This window comes from Abyssibius alkaniclasticus (assembly GCF_020447305.1).
Lineage (GTDB): Bacteria > Pseudomonadota > Alphaproteobacteria > Rhodobacterales > Rhodobacteraceae > Abyssibius > Abyssibius alkaniclasticus.
The window spans coordinates 1,038,192-1,050,114 of sequence record NZ_CP095732.1 but is presented as its reverse complement, the minus strand read 5'-3'; the positions used below and the strand labels follow the sequence as shown (position 1 = coordinate 1,050,114).

The window sequence follows — 11,923 nt, the reverse complement described above, 5'->3', positions numbered from 1 at the left end:
TGTCGCGATTGCTGTCACTGGTCGTAAACTTCGGCCAGTAGAACATTGGTTTGTGCAACCTGCGCGATGCGCGCCCGCGCCCGCTCGCCCGACCGGCTCAGCACAAGGCCGATGACGGTTTCCACGAAGAACAGGGTTGTCACATAGGATGAATAGAAATGCGGGCTGGCGGTTGGCACCACGAACCCGGCCGAGGCAAAGCGCAGCGCCGGGCATAAATGCGTATCGGTGATGACTATCACATACACGCCCTGTTCATGCGCCAGTTTTGCCGCCGCGATCGAGCGTTCGGCAAAGGGCGGTTTGGTGACGATCAGCACCACATCATCCTGCGTCAGCCCGGTCAGCGCGCCGCCCAGCGAGGCCCCCATCCGCCCGGCCATATGCCAGTTGGAGGCACAGAAATTTGCCATATAGGACAGGTATTCGACAGCGCCGGTCGAGCCCAGCGCCCCCAGAAGCACGACCTGATGCGCCTGCACGAGCTTGTCCACCGCCGCATCCAGAAGCGCCCGGTCGATTCCGCGGCCAAAGCTGGTCAGGTTTTGCTGGCAGGCCGCCAGATGCGCATCCAGAAAGCTGGTCTGCTCGTCGCCATGATCTTGCTGCAAACGCTCGGCCTTGTTGGCAAAGCTGCGATAATCACGCTCGATCTTGCCGCGCATTTCTTCGCGCAGCTCCTCAAAGTCGGAATAATTCAGGGCCTGTGCAAGCCGGCTGAAGGCGGCAGGCGAAACGCCACTATCAAGCGAAACCTTGCGCAAGGGGCGGGTGGCAATATCAAGCGGGTTTGACACCAGAAACTGCGCCGCATGACGCAGCGCGTCTGACAGCCCATCATACTGGTTTGCCAACCGTGTCTCAAATGACAATGACACTCGCGCCCCCCGCTTTATACCGTTCTGGTAGTGTTGACTTTGTTTCACTCTTTGTCAAATGGTGTATCATTTGTTTCAGAGTCGCTGCACCACCGTCCCTGCCTCAGCCAAAACCGGAACCCCCATGAACCATGTTTTTCCCCGCAACCCGAAATCGCTTCCGCCCATCGCCATGCGCGGCGAGGGTGTCTATCTCTATGATTCGACAGGAAAACAATATCTCGATGGCTCCGGCGGGGCGGCGGTGTCCTGCCTTGGGCATGGCGATGCGGATGTGACCAGCGCCATCAAGGCACAACTCGACAAGCTGGCCTTTGCGCATACCGGCTTCCTGTCTTCCGAGCCGGCCGAATCATTGGCCGACAGGTTGGTCGCCCATGCCCCGGCGGGAATAGACCGGGTCTATTTCGTCTCGGGCGGCTCGGAAGCGGTAGAGGCGGCAATGAAGCTCGCCCGGCAATATATGATTGAAATCGGCCAGCCGGAGCGCAGCAAATTCATTGCCCGCAAGCAAAGCTACCACGGCAATACGCTCGGGGCGCTCGGCACGGGCGGCAATATGTGGCGGCGCGCACCGTTCGATGCGGTGATGGTTTCCGCCAGCCATATCGAGCCGTGTTACGCCTATCGTTTGCGCGAGGATGGTGAAAGCGAGGCCGATTACGGGCTGCGCGCAGCCAATGCGCTGGAGGCGGAACTGCTGCGCCTTGGTCCGGAAAACGTGATCGGCTTTCTGGCTGAACCTGTGGTCGGTGCCACGCTTGGCGCCGTGCCTGCCGCGCCGGGCTATTTCACCCGCATCCGCGAAATTTGCGACCATTATGGCATATTGCTGATACTGGACGAGGTCATGTGCGGCATGGGGCGCACCGGCAGGCTGTTTGCCTGCGAAGCCGATGGCGTTTCGCCCGATATCGTGACCATTGCCAAGGGGTTGGGCGGCGGCTACCAGCCGATTGGGGCCATGCTCTGTCAGGGCAAAATCTACGATGCCATCCGCGAGGGTTCCGGCTTTTTCCAGCACGGCCATACCTATATCGGCCATCCGGTTGCCTGCGCGGCAGCCGATGCCGTGCTGAAAAAGCTGACCGAGGGTGGCATGGTTGCGCGCGCGGCCAGAATGGGCGCCAGGCTTGAAGCAGCCTTGCGCAATGCTTTTGGACAGCACCCGCATATCGGCGATATTCGCGGGCGTGGCATGTTTCAGGGCCTTGAAATCGTAAGGGACCGCGAAAGCAAAGACCCGTTCGCGCCGGGCTTGAACGTGGCAGCGCGGCTGAAGAAGGCCGCCTTTGCCAACGGGCTGATCTGCTATCCGATGGGCGGCACGATCGACGGGCAGCGCGGCGACCATATCCTGCTTGCCCCGCCTTTCATCATAACCGATGCGCAAATCGACGAGCTGGTTGGCAAGCTCGCAACATCATTGGTCGAGGTGCTGTAATGCACCTGCCCAAGCTTATGGTTGCCCCCAATGGCGCGCGGTTGCAAAAATCCGACCATCCGGCAATTCCGATCACCCTGCCGGAAATGCTGGCCTGCGCGGCTGATTGCGCCAAAGCTGGGGCCGATGGGCTGCATCTGCATATTCGCGACCAGAGGGGCCATCATTTGCTGGATGCCGGGGTTTACCGCGAAGCCGTGGCTGCGCTGGCCCAGCAATGCCCCGACCTTACCGTGCAAATCACCACCGAGGCGGTTGGCATCTATTCGCCCGCCGAACAACGCGCCGTGGCGCTGGAGTCGGGCTGCGCGCATGTCTCGGTTTCCGTGCGCGAAATCAGCCGCGATGGCCCCGCTTTTGCCACGCAGTTGTTTGCCGATTGTGCGGCGCGCGGCATCCATTTGCAGCACATTTTGTATGACCTGGCCGATGCTGAATTGCTGGCCGGCCTCGTGCCCGCCGCGCAGCTTTCATCGCCCGATCTGCAAGTGCTTTTCGTGCTGGGCCGCTATAGCGCCACGCGCAATTCCGACCCGGCCGAGCTTGACCCGTTTATCGGCTGGATGGATGCGCTAGGCATCCGCCCCGACTGGGCGGTTTGCGCTTTCGGTGCCGGGGAAACCGCCTGCCTGTTGCGCAGCGCAAAACTGGGGGGCAAATGCCGCCTGGGGTTTGAAAATTCAACCCTTATGGCCGATGGTAGCATCGCGCCTGATAACACCGCGCGGGTGGCGGAAGTGGCGGCGCTGCTGGCCAAAGCCTAGCGCCGTGCGGCAATTGCCTGGCCTGCCGCTACCGCCGATGACCAGGCCCATTGAAAGTTGTAACCGCCCAGCCAGCCGGTCACATCCACCGCCTCGCCAATGGCAAACAGGCCCGGCACGCGGCGCGACTCCATCGTTTTGGATGAAAGCGCGTCGGTATCGATGCCGCCCGCCGTGACCTCGGCCTTGGCGAAACCTTCGTTGCCCGAGGGGCGGAAGCTGAGATTCGTCAGCGCCTCGGCTGCCGCCTTCAGAACTGCATCGGGCATATTGCCAAGCTGGCCCGCAAGCCCCAGCCGCGCGGCCAGAAGATCGGCCAGCCGTTGCGGCAGATGCACGGCCAGTGCGGCCTTGAACTGGGCGCGCGGCATGTCGCGCTTGGCGGCCAGCAATTTGCTTTCTGCATCGGGCAGCACGGTCAGCGTAATCGTATCGCCGGGGTGCCAGTAAGAGGATGCCTGCAAGATCGCCGGGCCGGACAGGCCCTTATGCGTGAACAGCACCGCTTCATCAAAGCTGGCACCATTGGCGCGCGTCTGCCCCTGAAAAGACACACCGGAAATCTCGCGAAATGCGGCATCCTCTGGCGGCAGGGTCAGCGGCACAAGGGCCGGACGCGGGGGAATGACATTCAGCCCGAATTGTGCGGCAATCTCATAGGCCACGCCACTTGCGCCCATTTTTGGAATGGAAGGCCCGCCCGTGGCGATGACAAGGCTTGCCGCCTGCGCATCGCCCACATGAAACGCGCCATCGGCATGGCGGATTTCGCCAATCGGGGTGGAAAGCCGGATTTCGACCCCGCCCCTGGCGCATTCTTCCAGCAGCATCGCCACGATTTGCCGCGCCGAACCATCGCAAAACAACTGCCCCAGCGTTTTTTCATGCCATGCAATGCCGTAGCGTTCGACCAGCGCCACAAAATCCCATTGCGTGTAGCGGCTTAGGGCGGATTTCGCGAAATGCGGGTTTTGTGACAGGTAGCAGGCCGCATCGGTGCGCATATTGGTGAAGTTGCAGCGCCCGCCACCGGAGATGAGGATTTTCTTGCCCGCCTTTTCTGCATGGTCCAGCAGCAATATCCGCGCGCCTGCCTGGCCCGCAGTGGCCGCAGCCATCAGCCCGGCCCCGCCGGCGCCCAGAACAATCGCATCATAGACCATGCGGCGTGCTTCCCGTTGCAAAACCTGCCCAATGGCAGCATTCAGGGATTTACACAAGCACGCCGCAACTGGCCACCATGCTTATGCGCGCACCTTCTGGGTTTGCACGCCAAGCCCTTCAATGCCAAGGCGCACTGTTTCGCCACCCGCCAGATAGCGCGGTGGCTTCTGGCCCATGCCCACACCCGGCGGTGTGCCGGTCGAGATGACATCGCCGGGTTGCAGGCTCATGAATTGCGAGCAATAGGCTATGAGATGCGGCACTTTATACACCATCGTCGCCGTGGTGCCGTTCTGGTAGCGCTTGCCATCCACCTCTAGCCATAGCGCAAGCGCGTTGAAATCGCCTACCTCGTCGGGTGTTACAAGCCAGGGGCCGGTCGGGCCGAACGTATCGCAGCCCTTGCCTTTGTCCCATGTGCCGGCGCGCTCGATCTGGTATTCGCGCTCGGAAACATCATTGATCACGCAAAAGCCTGCGACATGGTCCAGCGCGTCGGCCTCGTCTATATAGCTTCCGCCCTTGCCGATCACCACGCCAAGCTCGACCTCCCAATCGGTTTTGACCGAGCCGCGGGGAATTTGAATATCGTCATCCGGGCCGATGATGGCCGAGGTCCATTTGTTGAAAATCACCGGTTCGGGCGGCACATCCAGCCCGCTTTCGGCGGCATGGTCGGCATAGTTCAGCCCGATGCAGATAAACTTGCCCACCTGCCCCACGCATGGCCCAAGGCGCAAACCGTTCTGCGGCGTGCCGCTCACCACGGGCAGCGCGGAAATATCAAGGGCTTGCAGCCGCGCAATCGCCTCGGGCAGCAGCGCATCGCCCGCAATATCGGCCACATGGCCCGACAGGTCGCGCACCTGTCCTTCTGAATCCAGGCAGCCGGGTTTTTCACGGCCTTCAGGCCCGTAACGCAGAAGTTTCATAATATCCTCAATGTTCAGATTTTGCAGGGGCAGTGCAGCCCAGGCCCAGCCTGGACTGCACCTCGTTTCAGATCAATCGTAAAGAACGGCGGCAATTTCCGGATCGTCGATATTGGCCTGGTTGTAGTAGTAAAAGCCCGTATCGATGATGGGGGGCAGGTCTTCGCCATTCAGCGCCGCAACCGCAGCACGCACGGTTTCATAACCAATGCCAACCGGGTTCTGGGTAATCGCGCCGGCCATCAGCCCTTCGCGAATCGCATCGGTCTGGGCCTTGCCAGAGTCAAAGCCGATAATGGTGAGGCCTTCGCTGCCCATTTCGCGCACGGCGTTTACAATACCAATGGCAGAGCCTTCGTTGGTGCCGAACATGCCGTCAAGCTCGGGGTTGGCGGTAAGGATGGCCTTGGCAACCTCGGTCGACTGCAACTGGTCGCCCGCGCCATACTGAACGCTTACGACCGTAATGTTCGGATAGGCTTCGGCGATGCGGTTCAAGAACCCGTCGCGGCGGTCAATGCCGGTGCGGCTGGTCTGGTCATGGGCAACAACGGCCACCGTGCCTTCGCCGCCAATCAGTTCGGCCATCATATCGGCAGCCAGCGATGCGGCGGCCACGTTGTCGGTTGTGGCAGTCGTGACTGGAATGTCGCTATCGACACCGCTGTCAAAGGCAACGACCGGAATGCCCGCTTCGGCCGCTTCGCGCAGCAACGGAATGGCGGCCTGGCTGTCAAGCGCGGCAAAGCCGATGGCAGCAGGGTTGTTTGCCAGTGCGGCCGACAGCATATCAATCTGGCGGTCGACCATCGTTTCATTGTCGGGGCCTTCAAAGGTGATGCGCACGCCAAATTCTGCGGCAGCCTGGTCGGCACCCGATTTCACGGCCTGCCAGAACTGGTGCTGGAAGCCTTTGGAGATGAGCGGGATGTAGATTTCGCCATCCTGGGCATAGGCCGATGGGGCGGCCCCGAAGGCGAGTGTGGCGCTAAGAGCGCCGATGAGTAGGCGACGTGACAACATGTGGTTTCCTCCTTGGTTGTCGGTTGTTCCGGCTGGTTTTTCTGGCCGGGGTTCTTGGGAATTTCGACTAGTTCGACTTTTTGCGGCGCATCATATCGGCATAGACCGCCAGAATGATGATCGCGCCGGTGACAACGGTCTGCCATTCCTGGGCGACCGACAGCACGCGCAGCCCGTTGGTCAGCACGGCCATGATCAGCGCGCCGATCAACGAGCCGAGGATCGAGCCGCGCCCGCCCGAAAGCGAGGTGCCGCCGATAACCACGGCCGCAATGGCTTCCAGCTCATAGCCAAGCCCCAGCGCCGGTTGCGCCGAGTTCAGCCGCGAGGCGATGAGCAGCCCGGCGATGCCCACAATCGCCCCGGCCAGCGCATAGATCGCAATTTTCCAGCGGTCGGTATTCACGCCCGACAGGCGCACCGATTCCTCGTTCGAGCCGAGCGCAAAGCAATAGCGGCCCAGCACAGTGCGGTTCAGCACATAGGCGGTTGCGCCGGCAACAATGAACAGGATCAGCACGCCATTCGGAATGGGCACGATGGGGAAGATCTCGCCAATCAGCGAGCCGCGCGAAATTTCGCTAAAGCCCGGCGTGTCGTTGAAATAGATCGGTCTTGTGCCGGAGATGACAAGGCTCAACCCTTTGAGGATGAGCATCATGCCGAGCGTTGCAATGAAGGGCGGGATCTTCATTTTCGCAACAAAACTGCCGGATAGCGAGCCACATACCGCCCCTGTGGCCACCGCAGCGACAACGCCAAGCAACAGGGGCATTCCGGCATAGGTAAGGACAACGCCGGTAATGACGGCGCAAAAGGTCATCATCGTGCCGACCGAAAGGTCAATCCCGCCGGTAATGATCACCAAAGTCACCGCAATCGCCAGCACACCATTCACCGATGTTGCCTGCAAAATCGCGATCATGTTCGAGGTTTGCATGAAATTCGGCGAGGCGATGGAAAAGCCGATCAGCAGCACGATCAGGCTGGCAAAGGCCAGAACACGCTGGTGGGTGCCCGCCGCAACAAGGCGCGACAGCGCCGATTTCGGGGTGCTGGCTGTGGTGCTGCTCATACTCTCTCCTCCGCGACAGGCCGCGCGGTGTCGCGCTGTGTTGCCAGTTCCATGATATCTTCCTGAGTGGTGCCCGCCCCGCCCGGCAAAACGCCGGTAAGCCGACCTTCGCACATGACCGCAATGCGGTGCGACAGGCGCATCACCTCGGGCAGTTCCGATGAAATGACGATGATTGCGCGGCCCTGTGCGGCAAGTTTTTCCAGCAGGGCGTAAATTTCCGATTTCGCGCCAACATCAATGCCGCGCGTGGGTTCATCAAAGATCAGCACATCGCAATCGCGCAACAGCCATTTGGCAATAACCACCTTTTGCTGGTTGCCGCCCGACAGCAGGCGCACATCCTGCATATCCGATGGCGTGCGGATGCCGAGCCTGTCGATATAGGCAAGCGCCGTGTGCTTCATGGCGCCCTCATCCAGCACGCCTGCGCGGTTGGTAAACCGGCCCATATCGGCCATCGCAATATTGGCGCGCACGGTCATATCAACCGCAAGGCCAAAATGCTTGCGGTCTTCCGACAGATAGCCGATGCCCGCCTGCACCGCCATATAGGGGCTGCGGATATCGACGGGCTGGCCGCCGACCAGAATCTCGCCCGCATCACGCGGATCGGCCCCAAAGATGATGCGCGCAACCTCGGTGCGGCCCGCGCCCATAAGGCCGGCAAAGCCCAGAATCTCGCCCTTGCGCACCGAAAAGCTGACATCGCGCACGTCTTTGCCGCGCGACAGGTTGCGCACTTCCAGCGCGACCGGGCTTTGCGATGTATCGGGCACATCGGGCGCATTCTGGGTGACTTCGCGCCCGACCATAAGCTGGATGATCTTTGACAGCGGTGTGTCGGCGGCATTCAACGTGTCGATATAGGCGCCGTCGCGCAATATGGTCACACGGTCGGCGATGCGCTTGATCTCGTCCATCCGGTGGCTGATATAGACAATGCCCACGCCATCGGCCTTGAGCATTTCGATCACCCGGAACAGCTCGGAGATTTCGGCATCGTTCAGCGCGGCGGTCGGCTCGTCCATGATCAGAACGCGCGGGTTGTAGGACAGCGCCTTGGCAATCTCGATCAGCTGCTGGCGGGCAATGGTTTGCGTGCTGACCTGTATGCGCGGGTCCATCACAAGGTTGAGCGAGGCGAAAATCTCGGCGGCCCTGCGGTTCAGCGCCGCCTCGTCCAGCCGCCCGAAACGGCGGCGCGGCTCGCGCCCGATCAGCACGTTTTGTGCGGCGGTCAGATCATTCATCAGGCTCAGTTCCTGATGGATAATGCCAATGCCAAGCGCCTGGGCTTCGCGCGGGCTTTCGGGGGCAACGGGCTGACCGTCGACAAACATTTCGCCGCCATCGCGCGCGTAAATGCCCGACATGATTTTCATGAGCGTCGATTTGCCCGCGCCGTTTTCGCCCATCAGGGCATGAACTTCGCCGGGGCGGAGATTGAATTGCACGTCTTTCAGCGCGTGAACGCCCGGAAAGCGCTTTTCAATCCCCTTCATTTCGACCAGATAACTCATCCTCCCGGCCCTCCCAAGCCAGTTTTCGTCTCAGATCGTCACTCCACCATCCACCAGAACGGCCTGCCCGGTGACAAAGCGGCTGCCATCCGACAGCAGATGCACCACGGTGGGGGTAAGATCATCAACCGTGGCCAACCTTCCCATAGGCTGGCGGGCGATGAAATCTTTTTCGGCCTGCACCGGGTCTGGTGCCGAGGCGATGCGCCCGCGCAGCGACGGTGTATCAACCGTGCCGGGGCAAAGCGCGTTGCAGCGCAGATTCCGGGCGACAAAATCGGCGGCAATCGCCTTGGTCAACCCGATCACCGCAGCCTTGGTTGCACCATAAGCCGTGCGGTTGATGAAGCCTTTTTCCGACGATGCCATCGAGGACATGTTCAGAATTGCGGCACTGCCCTCGCTTTTGGCACGGCGCAACAGGCCGGGCACAAAGGCGCGGCACATGCGCACCATCGAGGTGACGTTGAGGTCGAGCGCAAAGTTCCAATCGGCGTCGGTCAGCTCCAGCACCGTGCCATGATGCACGACACCGGCACAGTTGAACAAACCGTCGAGGTCGGGCAGGTCTGCGGCCAGCGCATCGATCGCACCCTGATCAGTAACATCCAGCACGCGGGTCTGGATATTCGGCTCATCGCCAAGCGCCGCCAGCAGACCGGCATCCAGATCGGTGGCAATCACCTGCGCACCGGCCGCGGCACAGGCGCGCGCCGATGCCGCGCCAATGCCTTGGCCTGCGGCGGTTATCAGGATCGTTTTGTTCTTCAGCACCATGTCAGCCCTCATATTCACATCACCGCGCCAATTTGCCAGGGCACGAATTCCACCCCGCCAAAGCCCAGCTCTTCGCTTTTTGTTTGCCCGCCCGAGGCGATGGCGATGAACATTTCAAAAATTTCGCGGCCCTTCTCCTCAAGGCTCACCCCATCGGTGACGATGTCGCCGCAATTCACATCCATATCTTCGGACATGCGGCGATACATTTCGGAATTGGTGGCCACCTTGATGCAGGGCGTGGGCATGTAGCCCGACACCGAACCCCGCCCGGTGGTAAACACAATCAGGTTGGCGCCCGAGGCGATTTGCCCGGTCACCGAACAGGGGTCAAAGCCCGGGCTGTCCATGAAGACAAAGCCCTTCTTGTCGATCTTTTCGCCAAACAGATACACATCGGTCAGCGGGGCGCTGCCGCTTTTGGCCACCGCACCGAGTGACTTTTCCAAAATCGTTGTCAGCCCGCCGCGCTTGTTGCCGGGGCTCGGGTTATTGTCCATCTCACCCTTGTTGCGCGCGGTGTAATCTTCCCACCAATGCACGCGCTCGATCAGCTTTTCGCCCACCTCCACCGAAACAGCGCGGCGGGTCAGCAGATGCTCGGCACCATAAATTTCCGATGTTTCCGACAGGATTGTCGTGCCGCCATGCCGCACCAGAATGTCGGATGCCACGCCAAGCGCCGGGTTGGCGGTAATGCCGGAATAACCATCCGAGCCGCCGCATTGCATTCCGACCATAAGCTGTGACAGCGGCGCGGGCTTGCGCGTGGCGCTATTGGCCAATGCGGCAATGCCGTGCAGTTCCGTCAGGCCCTTTTCAATGGTCTTGCGGGTGCCGCCCTCGTGCTGAATGGTCATGTAACGCAAAGCACCATCGGCGCGGATGGCGCGCCCCCCCACCAGATCGGCGATCTGCATCACTTCGCAGCCAAGGCCGATCAGCAGGATACCCCCGAAATTCGGGTGCTGGGCATAGCCCGACAATGTGCGGAACAGCGTGGCATAGCCCTCGTTGTCGCCCGACATGCCACAGCCCGTGCCATGCGTGATCGGCACAATCCCGTCGATATTCGGATAGGCGTCCAGAAAGCCGGATTTCTGCGCCGCCTCGGCAATGAATTTTGCAACCGAGCCTGAACAGTTGACCGAGGTCAGAATGCCCAGATAGTTGCGCGTGCCGACACGGCCATCGGCGCGATGAAACCCGTTGAATGTGCGATTGTCGCTGATCGGCGCAAGGGCCACGGAATCGCGCGCAAAGGCATAGTCCTGCGTATGCTCGCCCATGCCCAGGTTTTGCACATGCACATGCTCACCCGGCGCAATATCGGCCTTGGCCTGGCCAATGATCTGCCCGTAGCGCAGCACGTTTTCACCCGCTGCTATAGGTGAAATGGCAAGTTTATGCCCCTGTTTTATGGTTTGCGCCGCCACCGCGCCCGTCTTGCCAATCGCTTCGCCTGCGGCAATATCGGTCAGGGCCACGGCGATATTGTCCTGCGGATGCAAAACCAGCATACGATTTTTCAGGCTCATGGCGCGCGCTCCTCTGGCCGACCATCGGCGCTTTGGGTAGGATGATGACTAGCTTGACTTGCTGCATATGTCAACTAACATGTCAGTTGAAGGAGTCAAAATGACCGAGCCGCCGCGTATGCTGGATATTGAAGGATTGGACGGGCCATTGGGCCAGCGGGTTTATGGCGTATTGCGCGATAAAATCCTGAACATGACATTCGAGCCTGGCATGGTGCTGCGCAAAGGCGCGCTTTGCGCCGAGCTTGGTGTATCGCGCTCGCCCGTGGCCGAGGCGCTCAGCAGGCTGTCATCCGAAGGGCTGGTCGATATCGTGCCGCAATCCGCCACGCGCGTGTCGCGGCTGTCGCTTGCGGAACTGCGCGAGGAAAGCTTTTTGCGCGAAGCGGTCGAGGTGGCCGCCGTGGCCAAAGTGGCGCAAGAGCGCAGCGACGAGCAACTGGCCAGACTCACACGCAACCTGCGCCTGCAGGGGCTGCTGGTTGAAGATGCGGATATTCCGGGCTTTTTTGAAGCCGATGTCGCCTTTCACGAGCTTATCCTCAGCTTCACCGGCTTTCCCAAGGTCGTTGCGGCCGCGGGCCAGTTGTCGCTGCAATTGCAGCGCGCACGGATGCTGCTCTTGCCCGCCCCCGGCCGCCCGGCCGAGGCGGTTGCCGAACACCAAACGATTCTGGATGCGATCCGTGCGCAAAACCCAAAAGCCGCACGCGATGCGATGAGCTACCATCTGGGCCAGCTGATCGACCGGATCACCCCGCTGGAACGCCAGCACCCCGGCTATTTCCGCACGACCATGTGAAAG

Annotated in this window: 11 protein-coding genes; 3 read left to right on the top strand and 8 right to left on the bottom strand. The window is 60.9% G+C overall.

Annotated elements, in window-relative coordinates; genetic code table 11:
* Positions 1-14 precede the first annotated feature (14 nt).
* Complete coding sequence (locus LGT41_RS05435; RefSeq protein ID WP_274129070.1) at positions 15-878, bottom strand: MurR/RpiR family transcriptional regulator; 864 nt, start codon at positions 876-878, stop codon at positions 15-17.
* A gap of 124 nt (positions 879-1,002) precedes the next feature.
* On the opposite strand from LGT41_RS05435, the gene LGT41_RS05430 reads away from it, so the two are divergent.
* Positions 1,003-2,322 carry an aspartate aminotransferase family protein gene (locus LGT41_RS05430; RefSeq protein WP_274129069.1) on the top strand — a complete coding sequence of 440 codons (1,320 nt, stop codon included), beginning with the start codon at positions 1,003-1,005 and terminating at the stop codon, positions 2,320-2,322.
* Positions 2,322-3,086: a beta-keto acid cleavage family enzyme gene (locus LGT41_RS05425; protein ID WP_274129068.1), complete on the top strand. Its 765-nt coding sequence runs from the start codon at positions 2,322-2,324 to the stop codon at positions 3,084-3,086. Before LGT41_RS05430 ends, LGT41_RS05425 begins: the two co-directional genes overlap by 1 nt.
* On the opposite strand, the gene LGT41_RS05420 is transcribed toward LGT41_RS05425, so the two are convergent.
* The 7 genes from LGT41_RS05420 to LGT41_RS05390 all read right to left on the bottom strand — a co-directional run bounded on the left by LGT41_RS05420 (position 3,083) and on the right by LGT41_RS05390 (position 11,118).
* Positions 3,083-4,249 carry a BaiN/RdsA family NAD(P)/FAD-dependent oxidoreductase gene (locus LGT41_RS05420; protein ID WP_274129667.1) on the bottom strand — a complete coding sequence of 389 codons (1,167 nt, stop codon included), beginning with the start codon at positions 4,247-4,249 and terminating at the stop codon, positions 3,083-3,085. The two genes, LGT41_RS05425 and LGT41_RS05420, sit on opposite strands and share 4 nt — an antisense overlap.
* An 81-nt stretch (positions 4,250-4,330) precedes the next feature.
* The gene (locus tag LGT41_RS05415; protein ID WP_274129067.1) at positions 4,331-5,182 is read right to left on the bottom strand and encodes a fumarylacetoacetate hydrolase family protein; all 852 of its coding nucleotides are present in this window, start codon (positions 5,180-5,182) and stop codon (positions 4,331-4,333) included.
* Positions 5,183-5,254: 72 nt separating this feature from the next.
* A complete protein-coding gene (locus tag LGT41_RS05410; protein ID WP_274129066.1) occupies positions 5,255-6,205 on the bottom strand; it encodes an ABC transporter substrate-binding protein in 951 nt (316 codons plus the stop codon).
* A gap of 67 nt (positions 6,206-6,272) precedes the next feature.
* Positions 6,273-7,280, bottom strand: a complete 1,008-nt coding sequence (locus tag LGT41_RS05405) for an ABC transporter permease (RefSeq protein ID WP_274129065.1) — start codon at positions 7,278-7,280, stop codon at positions 6,273-6,275.
* On the bottom strand, positions 7,277-8,803 hold the full coding sequence (locus LGT41_RS05400; protein WP_274129064.1) for a sugar ABC transporter ATP-binding protein: 1,527 nt from the start codon (positions 8,801-8,803) through the stop codon (positions 7,277-7,279). Before LGT41_RS05400 ends, LGT41_RS05405 begins: the two co-directional genes overlap by 4 nt.
* Before the next feature lie 30 nt (positions 8,804-8,833).
* Entirely contained in the window at positions 8,834-9,580 is a 747-nt protein-coding gene (locus tag LGT41_RS05395) for an SDR family oxidoreductase (RefSeq protein WP_274129062.1), read from the bottom strand.
* A gap of 14 nt (positions 9,581-9,594) precedes the next feature.
* A complete protein-coding gene (locus LGT41_RS05390) occupies positions 9,595-11,118 on the bottom strand; it encodes a UxaA family hydrolase (RefSeq protein WP_274129061.1) in 1,524 nt (507 codons plus the stop codon).
* Between the two features lie 100 nt (positions 11,119-11,218).
* Between LGT41_RS05390 and LGT41_RS05385 the strand changes: the two genes are divergently transcribed.
* Positions 11,219-11,920, top strand: coding sequence for a GntR family transcriptional regulator (locus LGT41_RS05385; RefSeq protein ID WP_274129060.1), 702 nt, complete (start codon positions 11,219-11,221; stop codon positions 11,918-11,920).
* Positions 11,921-11,923 lie beyond the last annotated feature (3 nt).